The sequence below is a fragment of the uncultured Sulfitobacter sp. genome (genome assembly GCF_947499945.1).
Lineage (GTDB): Bacteria > Pseudomonadota > Alphaproteobacteria > Rhodobacterales > Rhodobacteraceae > Sulfitobacter.
This window is the reverse complement of record NZ_CANMQD010000002.1, coordinates 150946-169383: the sequence shown is the minus strand read 5'-3', so window position 1 is coordinate 169383 and position 18438 is coordinate 150946. Positions and strand designations below refer to the sequence as shown.

The 18438-nt window shown below is 56.7% G+C and carries 21 protein-coding genes; 14 read left to right on the top strand and 7 right to left on the bottom strand.

Features of this window, described 5'->3' with window-relative positions; genetic code table 11:
* Positions 1–46 precede the first annotated feature (46 nt).
* From sdhD to Q0775_RS11005, 6 genes are all read right to left on the bottom strand, one after another.
* Positions 47–418, bottom strand: coding sequence for a succinate dehydrogenase, hydrophobic membrane anchor protein (sdhD, locus tag Q0775_RS11030; RefSeq protein ID WP_298860406.1), 372 nt, complete (start codon positions 416–418; stop codon positions 47–49).
* A 10-nt stretch (positions 419–428) separates the two neighbouring features.
* Complete coding sequence (sdhC, locus tag Q0775_RS11025; RefSeq protein WP_298860403.1) at positions 429–812, bottom strand: succinate dehydrogenase, cytochrome b556 subunit; 384 nt, start codon at positions 810–812, stop codon at positions 429–431.
* 238 nt (positions 813–1050) lie between these two features.
* Positions 1051–2013, bottom strand: coding sequence for a malate dehydrogenase (gene mdh / locus Q0775_RS11020; protein WP_298860400.1), 963 nt, complete (start codon positions 2011–2013; stop codon positions 1051–1053).
* Between the two features lie 84 nt (positions 2014–2097).
* Positions 2098–2409 (bottom strand): hypothetical protein, encoded by a 312-nt coding sequence (locus tag Q0775_RS11015; RefSeq protein WP_298860397.1) that lies wholly within the window; start codon positions 2407–2409, stop codon positions 2098–2100.
* Positions 2410–2653: 244 nt separating this feature from the next.
* Positions 2654–3091: a PRC-barrel domain-containing protein gene (locus Q0775_RS11010; RefSeq protein ID WP_298860394.1), complete on the bottom strand. Its 438-nt coding sequence runs from the start codon at positions 3089–3091 to the stop codon at positions 2654–2656.
* A 130-nt stretch (positions 3092–3221) separates the two neighbouring features.
* Entirely contained in the window at positions 3222–3653 is a 432-nt protein-coding gene (locus Q0775_RS11005; RefSeq protein ID WP_298860392.1) for a PRC-barrel domain-containing protein, read from the bottom strand.
* Between the two features lie 93 nt (positions 3654–3746).
* Here Q0775_RS11005 and Q0775_RS11000 point away from each other — a divergent pair, with 93 nt between their 5' ends.
* The gene (locus tag Q0775_RS11000; protein ID WP_298860389.1) at positions 3747–4502 is read left to right on the top strand and encodes a sulfite exporter TauE/SafE family protein; all 756 of its coding nucleotides are present in this window, start codon (positions 3747–3749) and stop codon (positions 4500–4502) included.
* Between the two features lie 12 nt (positions 4503–4514).
* Here the strand turns inward: Q0775_RS11000 and Q0775_RS10995 are convergent, their stop codons facing one another.
* Positions 4515–4847 (bottom strand): hypothetical protein, encoded by a 333-nt coding sequence (locus Q0775_RS10995; RefSeq protein WP_298860386.1) that lies wholly within the window; start codon positions 4845–4847, stop codon positions 4515–4517.
* 263 nt (positions 4848–5110) lie between these two features.
* On the opposite strand from Q0775_RS10995, the gene Q0775_RS10990 reads away from it, so the two are divergent.
* From Q0775_RS10990 to lpdA, 13 genes are all read left to right on the top strand, one after another.
* A complete protein-coding gene (locus Q0775_RS10990) occupies positions 5111–5968 on the top strand; it encodes a CoA ester lyase (RefSeq protein WP_298860383.1) in 858 nt (285 codons plus the stop codon).
* Between the two features lie 4 nt (positions 5969–5972).
* The gene (locus tag Q0775_RS10985; protein WP_298860379.1) at positions 5973–6527 is read left to right on the top strand and encodes an NnrU family protein; all 555 of its coding nucleotides are present in this window, start codon (positions 5973–5975) and stop codon (positions 6525–6527) included.
* 17 nt (positions 6528–6544) lie between these two features.
* A complete protein-coding gene (locus tag Q0775_RS10980; protein WP_298860376.1) occupies positions 6545–6748 on the top strand; it encodes a DUF1737 domain-containing protein in 204 nt (67 codons plus the stop codon).
* Between the two features lie 2 nt (positions 6749–6750).
* Positions 6751–7785 (top strand): MaoC family dehydratase, encoded by a 1035-nt coding sequence (locus Q0775_RS10975; RefSeq protein ID WP_298860373.1) that lies wholly within the window; start codon positions 6751–6753, stop codon positions 7783–7785.
* Positions 7786–8044: 259 nt separating this feature from the next.
* Complete coding sequence (gene sucC, locus Q0775_RS10970; RefSeq protein ID WP_298860370.1) at positions 8045–9238, top strand: ADP-forming succinate--CoA ligase subunit beta; 1194 nt, start codon at positions 8045–8047, stop codon at positions 9236–9238.
* A 5-nt stretch (positions 9239–9243) separates the two neighbouring features.
* A complete protein-coding gene (locus Q0775_RS10965) occupies positions 9244–9765 on the top strand; it encodes a succinyl-CoA synthetase subunit beta (RefSeq protein ID WP_298860367.1) in 522 nt (173 codons plus the stop codon).
* A 49-nt stretch (positions 9766–9814) separates the two neighbouring features.
* Positions 9815–10702: a succinate--CoA ligase subunit alpha gene (gene sucD / locus Q0775_RS10960; protein ID WP_298860365.1), complete on the top strand. Its 888-nt coding sequence runs from the start codon at positions 9815–9817 to the stop codon at positions 10700–10702.
* 401 nt (positions 10703–11103) lie between these two features.
* Positions 11104–14067 carry a 2-oxoglutarate dehydrogenase E1 component gene (locus Q0775_RS10955; protein WP_298860363.1) on the top strand — a complete coding sequence of 988 codons (2964 nt, stop codon included), beginning with the start codon at positions 11104–11106 and terminating at the stop codon, positions 14065–14067.
* Positions 14064–15596: a 2-oxoglutarate dehydrogenase complex dihydrolipoyllysine-residue succinyltransferase gene (gene odhB, locus Q0775_RS10950; protein WP_298860357.1), complete on the top strand. Its 1533-nt coding sequence runs from the start codon at positions 14064–14066 to the stop codon at positions 15594–15596. Before Q0775_RS10955 ends, odhB begins: the two co-directional genes overlap by 4 nt.
* Positions 15597–15645: 49 nt before the next feature.
* Positions 15646–16185, top strand: a complete 540-nt coding sequence (locus tag Q0775_RS10945; RefSeq protein WP_298860354.1) for a L,D-transpeptidase family protein — start codon at positions 15646–15648, stop codon at positions 16183–16185.
* A 60-nt stretch (positions 16186–16245) separates the two neighbouring features.
* A complete protein-coding gene (locus Q0775_RS10940) occupies positions 16246–16509 on the top strand; it encodes a hypothetical protein (protein WP_298860351.1) in 264 nt (87 codons plus the stop codon).
* The gene (locus Q0775_RS10935) at positions 16509–16898 is read left to right on the top strand and encodes an MAPEG family protein (RefSeq protein ID WP_298860348.1); all 390 of its coding nucleotides are present in this window, start codon (positions 16509–16511) and stop codon (positions 16896–16898) included. Before Q0775_RS10940 ends, Q0775_RS10935 begins: the two co-directional genes overlap by 1 nt.
* 84 nt (positions 16899–16982) lie before the next feature.
* The gene (gene lpdA, locus Q0775_RS10930) at positions 16983–18371 is read left to right on the top strand and encodes a dihydrolipoyl dehydrogenase (RefSeq protein ID WP_298860345.1); all 1389 of its coding nucleotides are present in this window, start codon (positions 16983–16985) and stop codon (positions 18369–18371) included.
* Positions 18372–18438 lie beyond the last annotated feature (67 nt).

The window sequence follows — 18438 nt, the reverse complement described above, 5'->3', positions numbered from 1 at the left end:
GAAAACGCCTAGGGGCAATCCGCCACGCCATATGTCGCACCCGATATTACAGGGCCAATTTCGCAATCGCAAAGATACCAACCGCCGCAGCACCGTAGCTGATGCAGGTCATCACAACGATGGACACTTTTTGCGCCAACCCGTGCACATAATCCTCAAGCAGCGTTTGCACGCCATCGTTGAAATGCTTGAACGTCACCAGAATGGTCAGTGCGGCGATGATCGCTGGGAACGGACGGCTATAGTAGGCGACGATCTCTTCATATGTACCGCCCAATGCTGCACCAAAGGTGAACACGAACAATGGCAGCAGGATCAGCAAAGCAACCGAGCTGATGGTCATGGACCAGTGATGCGCCGTGCCGGACTTGGCAGAGCCGAGTCCCATAGCGCGTTTGCGGTCTGTCATAAATGCCATGGTATTCTCCTCAAACCGCGATAACTGTAATGATCGTCAACAGAACAGACCCGCCAATACAGGCCCAGCCCAGCTTCTCCGCCGTCTCGATATCCATCATCACAGCATTGTCCCAGATCAAGTGCCGTACACCGGCCAGCGTGTGATACCACAGCCCCAACACAGAGAAGAACATGATCAAATCACCGAACCAGCTGGTCAGAAATCCGTTTACGATATCGAAATAGGCAGGACCGCTTGCGGCAGCAAGAAACCACCAGACAATTAACAGTGCAGAAATCAGCATCGCGTTGCCCGTAATCCGTGTCAGGATCGACGTCATCGACGTCAGCTGCGGGCGGTAAATCGACAAGTGTGGCGAAAGAGGACGGTTGCCCCGGTTCACATCGGCCATATCAGGCTCCTTTGTGGCTACTTGGCTTTACTACTAACGTATTTTTCGCCGCTGTCACGGGGACAAGCAGTCAGATGAGCGCCTGTTTGCGCTAATTCTACTGAAAATTATCGCAGTGCAGCAAATTTGTGATCACAGAAATAACACTGTGATCACACTTCAGCGACTCATCTATGTTAATTAACGAAAAAGGCGCGCCTTCTTGGGCGCGCCTTTTAAATTCTCATCCAGCGTCTGCTTAGGTCAGCGAGCTGTCGATGCCCTTACACGCGTCGACCAAACCTTTGACCGCGGAAACGGAGTTGTCGAACATTGTCTGCTCGTCTTTGTTCATCTGGATTTCGACAACTTTCTCAACGCCACCAGCGCCAATCACAGTTGGTACACCAACATAAAAACCGTTGAGGCCATAAGCCCCGTCAACATATGCAGCACAAGGCAGCACGCGCTTTTGATCTTTCAGGTAGGCCTCAGCCATCTCAATCGCAGAAGTCGCGGGCGCATAAAAAGCAGAGCCGGTTTTGAGCAGGCCGACAATCTCGGCACCGCCGTCACGGGTCCGCTGAACAATCGCGTCCAGCTTCTCTTGTGTGGTCCAGCCCATCTTCACCATGTCAGGCAAAGGAATGCCCGCAACAGTGGAGTAGCGCGTCAGTGGTACCATCGTATCACCATGGCCGCCCAGAACAAATGCAGTCACGTCGCGCATGGAGACTTGGAACTCCTCCGCGAGGAAGTGACGGAAGCGCGCCGAATCAAGCACACCAGCCATGCCGCAGACTTTTTCGTGTGGCAGACCGGAGAATTCGCGCAGCGCCCATACCATCGCATCGAGTGGGTTGGTGATACATATTACAAATGCATTCGGCGCATGCTTGGCAATGCCTTCGCCTACGGACTTCATTACTTTAAGGTTGATGCCGAGCAGGTCATCACGGCTCATGCCAGGCTTGCGCGCCACGCCAGCAGTCACGATACACACGTCTGCACCAGCAATATCAGCATAATCGGAGGTGCCAGACATCGCAGCGTCAAAGCCTGCGGAAGGGCCAGATTCCGCGATATCGAGAGCCTTACCTTGTGGCAAACCATCAGCGATGTCGAACATCACCACGTCACCCAGTTCCTTTACAGCCGCTAAGTGGGCAAGCGTGCCACCAATGTTACCCGCGCCGATCAGTGCAATTTTGGCTCTTGCCATGTGTCCGTTCTCCATGAGTTTGCGTTGGCGGCGGCTTAACCCCAATGAGGCGTTCTGGCAAGGTACAGTTGCAGACGCGCCAGATCACTCCGAGTTGGGAATACCAACTTCGGCCTCTTCGCTCTGCGTATTTACATAGGCCTTTTCCGCTGTACGCGGCGTCCCGTCTACTGTCGCACTGTCTGGATCAACGTCGAATGTGGTACCTGTTGGCGCTTCATCGCCGACCATTTCATCAGCAGGTAATGCTTTGTCGATTGTCGCGTCCGGATCTTGGGGAATTGCCTTTGCATTAGTGTTCGGCGCGTCCGACGCATGCGCAATGGGCGCCAATCCGATGAGGGCAGCGATTGCAACGGAACCCAAAAATGTAAAGGATGGGGAAAAGCGGGTCATAACTGAAACTCCTTGTTTGCGATTAGAAAATTTGTATTCGATATCTAACGCGCCCGCCGCCGCCTCCGTTCCAATTTATGCACTCCGATCAAGGCAACGTCGAATTTAGTTACCACTTATCGAAAGACACCTGCCACGTGCAGCTGCGAGTACGCAAAAAGGCCACCCCTAGGGATGACCTTTCTGCAAGTATCGACTTCCGTCGGACTATCGCGGATGAATTCTGCGACAGGCACGAAACGATTTACATGTCGTCGCGCTCGAAAGCTGGTGCTTTTTCGAGCATTTCTTTAGACGTCTTCACGACCAAGAAACGATCGTCGTCGTCAGTTTCGGTCAGCACCATGATGGAACTCATTGGCACGGACACATCGCGTTCGCCGATACCGATGAAACCGCCAATGCCCAGAATCACTGCCGATACTTTTCCATCCGCAGTTACGATGATGTCGTTGATCTCACCGATATCGTCCCATTCTTTTTCCGCGTCGGCCAACACTGGCTGTGTCGCGTCGAATTCTACGTCTACATTGTAGATGCGCATGCCAATCAGGTCAGATGCGAAAAAATCAGTTGGCTCTGCGCTTACAGTGCCAACATCGGACATCTTGGAGTGACCGTCCGCAAATGCGGCGCCGGTGAGTGACATAAGTACTGCTGTAGATGCGAGAAAGTTTTTCATTTTGGTGTCTCCTAAGTTATTGCTACATCTCTGTAACTTCTGAGATACCAACCCGACCTGCGACAATACGTTCCATAGATATTTATCAAAATCTAAATTTCTTAAAATTCACGTAGCCGTCTGTCATCAACTACTCCAAATCAAATTTATTGAATCTACGCGCGTTATCGAGCGTCTCTTCATACGCGTAGATTACAAAGTACTTATCACCACGCACATCCGTCACCACGCTGACACCATCTATTGCGGCAGTCACTTCACGGTCGGCAAGCCCCCAAAACCCACCAACACTCAGAACCAGCGCTTCGACAGTACCATCTGTGTTGATCATCACATCCTTTATCGAGGCAACCCGCTCGAACCGCTCCAGTCCCGACAGCGGCATACGGTCTTCGGTGTTTGGACGCCCGCGAAAGTTATATACAGGCTCACCAATCATATCGCGCACCAAAAGGCTCGACTCAGACATCTTCACAATGCCCACTTCCGTCTCTTGGGACTGCGCAAAGCTCGCTCCCGCCAAACCAAGGATCAAACTGGTCGTGATGAGCAAAGTCTTCATATAGGGGTCCTCCCAACGGACAAAATCAAAGGTTGGTGCGCGTTGCACTACCTGTCAAAGATAATCACACCAGCGCGAATTCAAGAGGCACTCATGCTCATTCTCGATCTTTGGTTCTTTGCCATTGCCGGACCTGCGGTCCTCTTCGCGGGCATATCCAAAGGCGGATTCGGCTCTGGTGCCGCTTTCGCTTCTGCATCCGTACTTGCCCTCGTTGTCGATCCGGGCCTTGCACTGGGCGTTATGCTGCCCTTGCTCATGCTCATCGATGTGGCATCGCTCAAACCTTATTGGGGCCGCTGGCACCTGCGCGAGGCACTCCTGATCATCGCAGGCGCTCTGCCCGGTGTGGCTCTCGGCGCCGCCCTGTACCGCATCGCCTCCCCTGACCTCTTGCGCCTGCTCATCGGGCTTGTCTCCGTCGGCTTCGTCGCGTGGCAGATCAGCGTCAAACGCGGCTGGCTCAAAATGGGCGCACATCACATGCCCGACGGCGCAGGCCTCATCGCTGGCATCGCTGTCGGCTTCACCAGCTTTGTCAGCCACGCAGGCGGCCCCCCTGCGGCTGTCTTCCTACTGTCGCGTGGCCTTAGCAAAACTGGATATCAGGCAACCTCAGTACTCATCTTCTGGGCCGTCAATATCGCCAAATTCATCCCCTACGCCTTCCTCGGCATGTTCACGATAGAAACGGCACAGGCAAACCTTGTTCTCGCCCCCTTCGCGCTTGTCGGCGCATGGCTCGGCGTACGCGCCCACCGGATCGTGCCGGAACGTGCATTTTTCGCCCTCACCTATGTCCTGCTCACTGTCACAGGTGTCAAACTCATCTGGGACGGGCTGACTTAGTTTGAGCTCGACCTAAGCGTCATTTCCCTTTGCGGGCAGCGCTTCGGCGACTTCCTCGAACGACTGCCCCGACGCCACAAGGCAAGTCACCCCCGTGGGCATAGTTACCAGAATCGTCCAGCTTCCCGTCTGATCACTGGCAAAAACCTCAACCATCGCGTTGTTCGACCCGATCCCCACAGATTGCCGCGTTTCGCCATAACCACTCGCCAATCGCTCAACCACTGCTTCACGCGGTCCACAGTTGCGCTGTGATTGCGCCACCGCCTGTGTTGTCAGCGCAACGTAAATCGTTGCCGCAACCGTCAACGCGGCAAGGTGAATAATCTTTGCAGTCCGTGTCATATCATTGCCCTTCCAGTATGGCCGGGCGGCAAATACCGTTGCCCCCGATTGATCCGATCCGTCACACCCGCATCCCAAGTCCTGCTTCAGCAACGCTCCAATCCTGCCCGCACACCCCTGAAAACGGAGTTAACGCAGCGTTCGCATCCCGTTGCAAAGCAGGTTTCGCCGCACTGCGGCACGTTTTGACTTGAAGTTTTTGCGCCAAAATGCCCCTCTGCACGCAACTTTATTGCGCAACCCACCACCCAAGGAGCTCTTCCATGCCCTCAATCGCCCGTCCCCTTCGGTCCGTCCTCTACATCCCCGGCTCCAAACCCCGCGCACTGGACAAGGCACGCGGCCTGCCCGCCGACGCGATTATCTTTGATCTCGAAGACGCCGTGATCCCCGAGGAAAAGGTCGCCGCCCGCGCCACGCTGGCCGAGGCATTGGCCACAGGCGGCTACGGCAACCGCATGAAGATCATCCGCATCAATGGCCTCGACACCGAATGGGGTGCCGATGATGCGAAAGCCGCTGCAAAAATGGGCGCAGACGCGATCCTGCTGCCCAAGGTAGACAACCCCGCCGACCTCGACGCCTTGGCCACATTCACGGGCAACATTCCCCTGTGGGCCATGATGGAATCACCGCTCGGCATGCTCAACGCCGCCGCCATCGCAGCCCACCCCAAGCTGCAAGGCATGGTCATGGGCACCAACGACCTCGCCAAAGAGCTGCAAACGCGCCCCCGCGCGGACCGCCTTCCCATGATGACAGGCCTCGGTCTGTGTGTCCTCGCAGGCAAGGCCTACGGCATCGCCCTCATCGACGGCGTCTACAACGCGTTCAAAGATGATGAGGGGCACCGCGTTGAATGTGACCAAGGGCGCGACATGGGCTTTGACGGCAAAACTGTGATTCACCCCGCGCAACTTGATGTCGCGAACGAAGCCTTCTCGCCGTCTGAGGCCGAGGTCGAACTGGCCCGCCGCCAGATCGCCGCATTCGAGGAATGCGAGGCGACAGGACAAGGCGTCGCCGTGGTCGATGGTAAGATCGTCGAGAATCTACATGTTGCAACGGCCCGTGAAACACTGGCAAAGCTGGACGCAATCAACGCCCTCAGCTCGGAGTAGCTCCATGACCCTTCTTATTATTGGCCTCATCCTCTGGATCGCCGCCCATTATTTCAAACGCCTCGTGCCCGCCCAACGCGCGGCTATGGGCAACGCTGGCAAAGGCATCGTAGCCGTTGCCATCGTGGCATCCCTCATCCTCATGATCATCGGCTACCGCAGCGCCGAGATGGTCAACATCTGGTATCCACCCGCGTTCCTGACAGGCATCAACAACCTCGCAATGGTGCTTGCCCTTTGGATTTACGGCTCCTCCGCAGCCAAAGGTGCGAAAGCATGGCCTGCCTATAAGACCCGCCATCCCCAACTCCTTGCCGTGAAAATCTGGGCCGCTGCCCACCTTTTGGTCAATGGTGATTTGGCCTCGATCATCTTGTTCGGCGGCTTGCTTGCATGGGCTGTAGGCTCGGTCATCCTGATCAACCGCGCACAGCCTGAATGGACAGCACCTGCACCCGCTGGCCGCCGAACATACATCCGCCTGATCATTATCAGCGTTGTGATGTACGTCGTCATTGCAGGCATCCATGCTGCCCTCGGCGTTAATCCATTCTCCTGAATTCTAGGAAAACCCAGATGAAACTTTACCGCTTTCTATCCGAAGAAGACACTTCCGCTTTTTGTCATAAAGTTACCGATGCTCTGAACAAGGGGTGGGAGCTTTACGGCACCCCCACCCAGACATGGGACCATGCCGCAGGCGTAATGCGCTGTGGCCAGTCGGTGGTAAAAGAAGTCGAGGGCGATTACACCCCTGAGACAAAACTGGGAGCACACTGAGCATGGCCACGAAAACAAACGCAGGTAATTTCTTCGAAGATTATACAATCGGTCAAATCCTCACCCACGCTGTCCCACGCACAGTGAAAATGGGCGAACGCGCACTCTACCACGCGCTCTACCCTGCTCGCCACGCACTCTACTCTTCTGATCAATTTGCCCAAGACTGCGGCCTGCCCTTTAGTCCGCTCGACGATATGATCGCCTTCCATGTGGTGTTCGGCAAGTCCGTCCCCGATGTGTCCCTCAATGCCGTTGCTAACCTCGGCTATGCCCAAGGGCGCTGGCTCCTGCCCGTCTGGCCTGGCGACACGCTGCGCTCCGAATCCGAAGTCATTGGCCTCAAGCAGAACTCGAACGGCAAAACCGGCGTCCTCTATGTGCGTACCCGCGGCCTAAACCAGCATGATGAAGCAGTGATGGAATACGTCCGCTGGGTCATGGTCCGCAAACGCGATGCCTCCGCACCAGCGCCTGAAACGGTCATCCCCGATCTTCCCGAGGCAATCAAAGCCGCCGATCTGGTCATCCCCGAGGGTCTCGATTTCACCAAATACAACTTTGCCCTCGCAGGAGAGCCGCACCGCTTTGCTGACTACGAAATTGGCGAAAAGATCGATCACATTGATGGCGTGACAATCGAAGAGGCCGAACACATGATGGCCACGCGCCTGTGGCAGAACACGGCCAAGGTCCACTTTGACACCTCCGCTCGCCCTGACGGCTCTCGCCTGATCTACGGCGGTCACGTCATCTCCATGGCCCGCGCCTTGTCCTTCAACGGCCTCGCAAATGCGCAAATGGTTGTAGGCCTCAACGGCGGCGCCCACGCCAACCCCTGCCTCGCAGGCGACACAGTACGCGCGTGGAGCGAAGTCCTAGACAAAGCGGAAACCTCCACGCCCGGTGTAGGCGCCATCCGCCTTCGCCTTGTGGCCACAAAAGGCGGCAAGCCGTTCGATCTGCGCGGAGAAGACGGCAAATACCTCCCGACCGTCCTGCTTGACCTCGACTATTGGGCACTGATTCCGCTTTGATCCGTGGCAAGTAGGCCAAAACCTGCTTCCAATCTGTTGCGATTTTGACAAGAAGTGAACGGTTTCAATCCGGAAACCCGCACTCTTTGACATTATTTTCCAAACATTCCCGCATTTGTGATCACACGTTCTGACCGTGTGATCACAAATGTCATTTTAGTCTGGATTTATTCATCCAGCTGCTCAATGCTGTTCAGGAAAAATTACGCAATCCGTGTATATCACGCTTAAATCAGAACCAAAGACGGGACCGTCGCTTATGAACATCCATGAATATCAGGCAAAAGCTCTTCTGCGCAGCTACGGCGCACCAGTTTCCGACGGACGCGTTGTCCTCAAAGCCGAAGATGCAAAAAATGCTGCAGGCGAACTTGATGGCCCGCTGTGGGTGGTAAAGGCGCAAATCCACGCTGGTGGCCGTGGCAAAGGTAAGTTCAAAGAAGAAGGCGCAGGCGAGGCAGGTGGCGTACGCCTAACCAAATCCGTGGCCGAGGCAGCGGAAGAAGCCAAGAAGATGCTGGGCCGTACATTGGTCACGCACCAGACTGGCCCCGCAGGCAAGCAGGTCAACCGCGTCTATATTGAAGATGGCTCCGGCATTGAGACTGAACTCTACCTCGCCCTGCTGGTTGACCGCGAAACATCCCGCGTAGGCTTCGTCTGCTCCACCGAAGGCGGCATGGACATCGAAGAAGTCGCTGCTTCCACACCAGAGAAAATCATCAACTTCTCCGTTGATCCTGCCACGGGCTTCCAAGCATTCCACGGCCGCCGCATCGCGTTCGAGCTGGGCCTCACAGGCAAAGCGGTCAAGCAGTGCGTCTCGCTCATGGGCATCCTCTACAAAGCATTCCTCGAGCGCGATATGGAAATGCTGGAAATCAACCCGCTAATCGTTACTGACTCCGGTGATCTCAAAGTGCTCGATGCAAAAGTGTCTTTTGACGGCAACGCCATGTACCGTCAGGCCGAAGTGTCTGAGCTGCGCGACGAGACAGAAGAAGACAGCAAAGAGCTCGAAGCTTCCAAGTATGACCTGAACTACATCGCCCTTGACGGCGAAATCGGTTGCATGGTCAACGGTGCGGGTCTCGCGATGGCCACCATGGACATCATCAAACTTTACGGCGCAGAGCCTGCGAACTTCCTCGACGTTGGCGGCGGTGCCACCAAAGAGAAAGTGACCGAGGCCTTTAAAATCATCACCTCCGACCCGCAGGTCAAAGGCATTTTGGTGAACATCTTCGGCGGCATCATGCGCTGCGATGTCATCGCCGAGGGCGTTGTGGCCGCAGTCAAAGAGGTCGGCCTCAAAGTGCCGCTCGTCGTGCGCCTCGAAGGGACCAACGTTGAAGAAGGCAAAGCCATCATCAACAATTCCGGCCTCGACGTGATCGCGGCTGATAACCTCAAAGACGGCGCTCAGAAGATCGTGAAAGCCGTCAAAGGCTGATCACAATGAATGCTGCATGCGCCACAACCCTCTGTCTGACCACCGCTTTGGTGGCAGGCAGCGCTGTGGCCGCGCAAGATGCAGCAACCGTAGGGCGCGCCTTCGCCGATCACTGCTTCAACCCGCGCCTGACCGCGCAAACGGCTCAAGCCAACATCGGCCCGTCAGGGGCAAGGATCGACTTCTACAATCTCGATCCGTTCACCTCCGCCGCCCCCTCCCCCGTGACGGGGCGCGCGCAGACCATAGGCACGGACCGCCGCTGCGAAGTCGCCTTTGACGGGTTTGATCTGCAAACGGCGATCAAATGGGTCGGACTGGGGCTGAAGCAAGAGGGGCTTGCAGATAGAAAAGCAAAAGTCCCCGAAGGCTTCGCCCGCGCAAATGGCACCGCTTTCATCGCCGCTGCACAGCTCAACCCCAACCGCATCGCAGTGGTGCAGGTGGGCGCGCGCGACGGCGCATCGGGCACCGAGACATTCATCAACGTCGAGCGTCTGCTGCCGCTCGACCACATCAAACAATAGGGCGCACCGCCCCGCGCCACAGCGCAAAAGACACTGAAAGAGGACTATCATGGCCGTACTTATCGACGAGAACACTAAAGTAATCTGTCAGGGCCTAACCGGCTCCCAAGGCACGTTCCACACCGAGCAAGCGATTGCATACGGCACCAAAATGGTCGGCGGCGTCACCCCCGGCAAAGGCGGTCAAAGCCACCTTGACCTGCCCGTCTTCAATTCCGTGCACGAAGCGCGTCACGTCACCGACGCGAACGCCACCGTAATCTATGTCCCGCCCCCCTTCGCAGCTGATTCCATCCTTGAGGCGATTGACGCAGAAATCGAATTGATCGTTTGCATCACCGAAGGCATTCCAGTTCTCGACATGATGCGCGTAAAGCGTGCGCTGGACGGCTCCAAGTCCCGCCTGATCGGCCCCAACTGCCCCGGTGTGATCACGCCTGACGCGTGCAAAATCGGCATCATGCCCGGCCACATTCACAAACGCGGCTCTTGCGGTGTTGTCTCGCGCTCCGGCACGCTCACCTATGAGGCGGTCAAACAGACCACCGATCTCGGCCTCGGCCAATCCTCCGCAGTAGGCATCGGCGGCGACCCTATCAAAGGGACCGAGCATATCGACGTCCTGGAAATGTTCCTCGCCGACCCTGAGACACAGTCCATCATCATGATCGGCGAAATCGGCGGCTCCGCCGAAGAAGAAGCCGCCCAGTTCCTCGCGGACGAGCGTAAAAAAGGCCGCTGGAAACCCACCGCAGGCTTCATCGCAGGCCGCACAGCCCCTCCCGGCCGCCGCATGGGCCACGCAGGCGCGATTGTCGCTGGCGGCAAAGGCGATGCGGAAAGCAAAATCAACGCCATGCGCGAAGCTGGTATTGTGGTGGCCGACAGCCCCGCAACACTGGGTGAAGCCGTGCAAGAAGCGATCGCAAAAGGCTAATGACCAGGCAACGCTCGGATATTGCCACAAAGGGCATTTCCCGACCGAGGGTGGGGAAGAATTCCCCGCCCGTGGGGGCGGTTGGGAAATGCTCGGCCTTCGTCCGAACCAGCCTATTGCCACTATTGATGACGGCCCCATCAATTGGCTTCGCAGATATCAACGCTATTAATCGGGCAACTTCCAGCCCTCCGCCATCGCTAAAAATCGTTCTGCATAAGCTTCATGAAAGCCCAAGTGTGGTCACTTATGATTCAAACGAAGTGTCCCCCGAGATCCTAAACCAATTCGCTCGCGACATCTGCTGTACTACTAAGCCTCGCGTCGAACCCGTTCCAGCCCGCCTACTCCAGCGCCTTAGAAACCGTAAGCGCGCGCATATCTTCTGCTGAGGTAATCACATGACCGACCATCCAGCCAACGACCAATTTCACGCCTCCTCCTTCATGCAAGGCCACAATGCCGAGTATCTGGAGCAAATGTATGCGCGCTATGCCAACGACCCCAATGCGGTAGACGAGAGCTGGCAAGAGTTTTTCAAAGCGCTCGGTGACGATGGCAATGACGTCAAGGCCGAAGCCACAGGCCCAAGCTGGGCGCGCACCGACTGGCCCCCCATGCCCGCCGATGATCTCACCAACGCCCTCACAGGCGAATGGCCAGCCGAAGCGAAGGCCGCAGGCGGCAAGATCGCCGAGAAGGCCAAGGCCGCAAACGTTGAGCTGTCAGACGATCAAATCCAACGTGCTGTGCTCGACAGTATCCGTGCGCTCATGATCATCCGCGCCTTCCGCATCCGTGGCCACCTCGCCGCCGATCTTGATCCGCTTGGCATGCGCGAAACCACCAACCACCCGGAGATGGACCCGAAGTCCTACGGCTTCACCGAGGCCGACATGGATCGCCCCATCTTCATCGACAACGTGCTTGGCCTGCAAATTGCCACCATGCGCCAGATCACGGACATCCTCAAAGCCACCTATTGCGGCACGTTCGCCCTGCAATATATGCACATCTCCAACCCCGAAGAGGCCGCGTGGCTCAAGGAGCGGATCGAGGGCTACGGCAAGGAAATCCAGTTCACCAAACAGGGCCGCAAAGCGATCCTGAACAAGCTGGTCGAGGCCGAGGGCTTCGAGAAATTCCTGCACGTCAAATACATGGGCACGAAGCGCTTCGGCCTTGATGGCGGCGAAAGCCTGATCCCGGCGATGGAGCAGATCATCAAACGCGGCGGCAACCTCGGCGTCCAAGATATCGTGATTGGCATGCCGCACCGCGGTCGTCTCTCTGTCCTCGCAAACGTCATGCAAAAACCCTACCGCGCCATCTTCAACGAATTTCAGGGCGGCAGTTTCAAGCCCGAGGACGTCGATGGCTCAGGCGATGTTAAATATCACCTTGGTGCGTCCAGTGACCGTGAGTTTGACGGCAACACCGTGCACCTCAGCTTGACCGCCAACCCCTCCCACCTTGAGGCCGTAAACCCTGTCGTGATCGGCAAAGTCCGCGCCAAGCAGGACCAGTTGGGCGACAAAGACCGCACTGCCGTGATGCCGATCCTGCTGCACGGCGATGCGGCCTTCGCAGGCCAAGGCGTTGTGGCGGAATGTTTCGCCCTGTCGGGTCTGCGCGGTCACCGTACGGGGGGCACCATGCATATCGTGGTCAACAATCAGATCGGTTTCACTACTGCACCCCACTTCTCGCGCTCCTCCCCCTATCCAACCGACAACGCGCTGGTCGTTGAAGCGCCGATTTTCCACGTCAACGGTGATGACCCCGAGGCCGTTGTGCACGCCGCCCGCGTCGCTACAGAATTCCGCCAGAAGTTTCACAAAGACGTGGTCATCGACCTCATCTGCTACCGCCGCTTTGGTCATAATGAGGGGGATGAACCGATGTTCACAAACCCTGTCATGTATAAGAAGATCAAAAAGCAGAAGACCACGCTCACCCTTTATACCGACCGCTTGGTAAAGGACGGCCTCATCCCAGAGGGCGAGATCGAGGATCTCAAAGCACAGTTCCAGGCCAAGATGAACGACGAGTTCGAGGCTGGCAAAGAATACCGCCCCAACAAGGCCGACTGGCTGGACGGAAAATGGTCAAATCTGAGCCGTCCTACTGAAAAGAAATACCAGCGCGGCAAAACTGCGGTAGAGCCTGAAACATTAGCCGAAGTGGGCAAGGCCATTAGCACCGCCCCCGACGGCTACCCGCTGCATAAAACAGTGGCCCGCTTGCTGGAGGCAAAGGCCGCAATGCTCGACAGCGGTGAAGGGTTTGACTGGGCCACTGCCGAGGCACTCGCTTTTGGCTCGTTGCTCACCGAAGGGTACAAGGTACGCCTTTCAGGACAGGATTCCGCACGCGGCACCTTCTCTCAGCGCCACTCCGCCCTGATCAATCAGGACACCGAAGAACGCTATTACCCGCTCAACCACATCCGCAAGGGTCAGGCCGAATATGAAGTCATCGACTCCATGCTCTCCGAATATGCGGTACTCGGTTTCGAATATGGCTACTCGCTAGCAGAGCCGAACGCGCTGACCCTGTGGGAAGCGCAATTCGGCGATTTCGCGAACGGTGCACAGATCATGTTCGACCAGTTCATCTCGTCAGGCGAGAGCAAATGGCTGCGCATGTCGGGCCTCGTCTGCCTTATGCCCCACGGCTATGAAGGCCAAGGTCCAGAGCATTCCTCCGCCCGTCTGGAGCGTTTCCTCACCATGTGCGGCGGCGACAACTGGATCGTGGCAAACTGCACCACACCGGCCAACTACTTCCACATCCTGCGCCGCCAGCTGCACCGCAGCTATCGCAAGCCGCTGATGCTGATGACCCCCAAATCTCTGCTGCGCCACAAAATGGCTGTCAGCAAGGCCGAGGAATTCACCACAGGCAGCAGCTTTCATCGCGTGCTCTGGGATGACGCCCAGCAGGGCAACTCCGACACCAAACTGGTGGAAGACGACAAAATCAAACGCGTCGTCATGTGCTCCGGCAAAGTCTACTATGACCTGCTTGAGGAGCGTGACTCCCGCGGTATCGACGATGTCTACCTCATGCGGTTCGAACAATTCTATCCCTTCCCCGCCCAATCTGCCGTGAAAGAGCTTGAACGCTTTAAAAACGCAGAGATGGTCTGGTGTCAGGAGGAGCCAAAGAACCAAGGTGCATGGAGCTTTATCGAGCCAAACATCGAATGGGTGCTGGGCCGTATCAAGGCCACGCACACCCGCCCCGTCTACGCTGGCCGCGCCACCGCAGCATCGCCTGCAACCGGCCTCGCCTCCCAACACAAAGCACAACAAGCCGCACTCGTGAACGATGCGCTTACCGTTAAAGGATCCAAATCATGAGCAGCGAAGTCCGCGTCCCGACCTTAGGTGAATCCGTAACCGAGGCCACCGTAGCCACATGGTTCAAAAAAGCAGGCGATACCGTCGCCGTCGATGAAATGCTCTGCGAGCTTGAGACGGACAAAGTCACCGTCGAAGTGCCCAGCCCCGTTGCAGGCACCTTGTCCGAAATTGTCGCCGCTGAAGGGGAGACGGTAGGCGTAGACGCCCTCCTTGCCATGGTGTCAGAAGGGGATGCAGGCTCCACAGCCGCACCTAAAGCCAAGGAAGCTGCCCAAACCGAAGGTGCCGCCGCACAATCGCCCGCTGCTACTGCTGAATCTGGCGAAGCGGTCGATGTAATGGTCCCCACCCTGGGTGAAAGCGTAACAGAAGCAACCGTGAGCACATGGTTCAAAAAGGTTGGCGATACCGTCGCCCAAGACGAAATGCTCTGTGAACTTGAAACCGACAAAGTCTCCGTCGAAGTACCAAGCCCCGCAGCGGGCACCCTGACCGAGATCATCGCCAATGAAGGCGACACCGTCGACGCAAAAGCCAAACTCGCCGTTATCTCCTCAGGCGCAGGTGCCGCTGCGAGTGCTCCCGCATCCGAGGTTGCCCCCGCCCCCGCCGCACAAAATCCGGCAAGCGGCAGCAAGGACGTCGAAGACGCCCCCTCCGCAAAGAAAGCCATGGCAGAGGCAGGCGTCAGCCGCGATCAAGTCACAGGCACAGGCCGCGATGGCCGCGTGATGAAAGAAGATGTTGCCAAGGCTCTCGAAATGGGCAAATCAGCACCCGCTTCAGCCCCTGCTGCTCCACGCGCACCTTCCTCTGCGGACGACGCCTCCCGCGAAGAGCGCGTTAAAATGACCCGCCTGCGCCAGACCATCGCACGCCGTCTGAAAGAGAGTCAAAACACGGCCGCCATGCTCACCACCTACAACGAGGTCGACATGACCGAGGTGATGGCACTGCGCAACGAGTACAAAGACCTCTTCCTCAAAAAACACGGCGTGAAACTTGGCTTCATGTCCTTCTTCACCAAGGCTTGCGTGCATGCTCTGCGCGAAGTGCCCGAAGTGAACGCCGAAATCGACGGCACCGATGTGGTCTATAAGAATTTCGTGCACATGGGCATCGCCGCAGGCACGCCCACAGGTCTCGTCGTTCCCGTCATCCGTGACGCCGACGCCATGTCTTTTGCGACAATCGAAAAAGCTATCGCAGAAAAAGGCGCCCGCGCCCGTGACGGCAAACTCTCAATGGCTGAAATGCAGGGCGGCACCTTCACCATCTCCAACGGTGGCGTCTACGGCTCGCTCATGTCATCACCCATCCTGAACCCGCCACAGTCCGGCATCCTCGGCATGCACAAAATCCAAGACCGCCCCATGGCAATCAACGGCGAAGTCGTGATCCGCCCAATGATGTACCTCGCCCTCAGCTATGATCACCGCATCGTCGACGGCAAAGGCGCGGTGACGTTCCTTGTGCGCGTGAAAGAAGCGCTTGAGGATCCACGTCGCCTGTTGATGGATTTGTGATCCCAGCGATTGCCATAGGCCAACGCCCACTCTGCGGAGGGGGTCGCATATGAAGCGCCTATTGCTCTTCATTGCGATCTTGGCCGTGGCAATCCCAGCCTACACGATGGTAATGGCACGGCTTGATCTGGTAACGCCGCCGCCCTTGGTTGAATTAATGGAACAAGCTGACCTTATCGAAGTCGATAAGTCAGAGCGTGTGCTCACTCTATCCCGCAACGGCGAGGTATTCGCCTCGTATAAAATCAGCTTGGGCGCAGCAGGTGATGATGGTCATAAAGAGCGCGAGGGTGATGAACGTACACCCGAGGGTCTCTATGAAATAGATTGGCGCAACGATGGGAGCTTCGCATACCTCAGCTTGCATATTTCCTATCCCAACGTACAAGACATTGCCGCAGCCACAGCCAAGGGCGACGATCCGGGAGGCTTCATCATGATCCACGGGATCGCAAACGGTTGGGGATGGCTCCGCACCCTCCACCTCGCTTGGGATTGGACCGATGGATGCATCGCCGTATCAAACAAGGAGATGCGTGAAATATGGGCGCATGTCCCAAACGGAACACCAATTAAGATAGAAGCCTGATACCATGACGTCCAGATGCCATGCTCCCGTCTTCAACGCCTTTAAGGGAAAAGAACCAACATGCAACTCATCGCCCACTACGAAGTCACCGATTTCGCCCAATGGCAAACCGCCTTCGCCGCCGACGATGAGGCACGCCGCGACGCGGGCCTTGGCGTGCTGCAAATCTGGCGCGATGCCGACAGCACCACCCACGCCTTTGCGCTGATGTCCGTCAACGACCGCCCCCGCGCGGAGCAATGGATCACCCGCTCAAACGCGCTGCACTCCGATGACGCAAACACCGTCACCCACGCCAGCCACTTTTTCATAGAGACCGCATAATGACACCTGAACTCACCGTCCTCACCCTCGCGGCCCTCCTGCAAGTGCTGCAATTTTGCGCCTACTCGGCCACTTCTGTCGCGCAAGTCGGGACGAAGAAGGCAGCAGGCCCACGCGACACACCAATCCAACTCACAGGGATCGCGGGCCGCTTGCAGCGCGCCATGAACAACCACTTCGAGGCACTGATCCTCTTCACCATCGCCGTGCTCGCGACCCAACTCTCCGAGCAGAACACACCCTACACCGCTGCATGTGCCTATATCTATCTCGGAGCACGGGTCCTCTATGTGCCAGCATATGTATTTGGCCTGTCACCATGGCGCTCGCTTGTCTGGTTGATCGGACTACTCGCCACTGTTGCCATGCTCACGGCAGCATTACTTTAATGTCAGCTTCCTCCACATCGGTGTACTGGGGCGGTACGCTCGTTGTACGCCCCGCACCCCCTAAATTTGACCAAGGAGAACCCCATGTCGAGCTATGATGTCATCATTATCGGAGCTGGCCCCGGCGGCTATGTTGCGGCCATCCGCTGTGCGCAACTTGGCCTGAAGACGGCTTGCGTTGAGGGGCGTGAAACCCTCGGCGGCACTTGCCTGAACACCGGCTGCATCCCGTCCAAAGCGCTCCTGCACGCCTCCCATATGCTACACGAAGCGGAGCATAACTTCGCCGAGATGGGTCTCAAAGGCAAAAGCCCCTCAGTCGACTGGCCGCAGATGCAAAAGTATAAACAGTCCACCATCGACACCAACACTAAAGGCATCGAATTTTTGTTCAAAAAGAACAAAGTAGACTGGATCAAGGGGTGGGCATCCATCCCAGCAGCGGGCAAGGTTAAGGTCGGCGATGAGGTCCATGAGGCTAAGAATATCATCATTGCTTCCGGATCAGAGCCGTCCCCCCTCAAAGGCGTCGAGATTGATGAAAAAGTCGTCGTGACCTCCACAGGCGCGTTGGAGCTTGGCAAGGTTCCGAAAAAAATGGTCGTGATCGGCGCAGGCGTTATCGGACTTGAGCTTGGCTCGGTCTATGCGCGCCTTGGCTCGGAAGTGACGGTTGTTGAGTTTCTCGATCACATCACCCCAGGCATGGATGCAGAGGTGAGCAAACAATTCCAAAGAATGCTCAAGAAACAGGGGCTAAATTTCATTATGGGGGCGGCTGTCCAAGGGACCGAAGCCACCAAATCCAAGGCGAAAGTCACCTATAAACTGCGCAAAGATGACAGCGAACATGTCATTGATGCTGATACTGTATTGCTTGCAACGGGTCGCCGCCCCTTCAAGGATGGGCTCGGCCTTGAAGTTTTGGACATCCAGATGACCGATCGCGGTCAGATCCAAGTGAACGATCACTGGGAAACCTCCGTGAAAGGCATTTATGCTATCGGTGATGTCATCGAAGGACCCATGCTCGCGCACAAAGCGGAAGACGAAGGCATGGCCGCTGCTGAACAAATTGCAGGACAGCATGGCCACGTAAATTACTCCGTCATTCCAGGCGTGATCTACACACATCCCGAGGTTGCAAACGTGGGGGAGACTGAAGAGACGCTCAAAGCAGCGGGCCGCGCCTATAAGGTCGGTAAATTCAGCTTCATGGGCAACGCTCGCGCTAAAGCGAATTTTTCCGGTGATGGTTTTGTAAAGCTGCTCGCTGATAAGGAAACCGACCGCATTCTGGGCTGTCACATCATTGGCCCAGCCGCAGGAGACCTGATCCATGAGGTTTGCGTTGCAATGGAATTTGGCGCATCCGCACAGGACTTGGCAATGACATGTCACGCACACCCGACATATTCGGAAGCGGTGCGCGAAGCTGCACTGGCCTGCGGCGACGGCGCAATTCACATGTAACTTGTGCGATTGTTAAGGGGGTAGGCTTTGATGCAAAGTCTGCCCTCAAATCCTCACCGAGGATTTG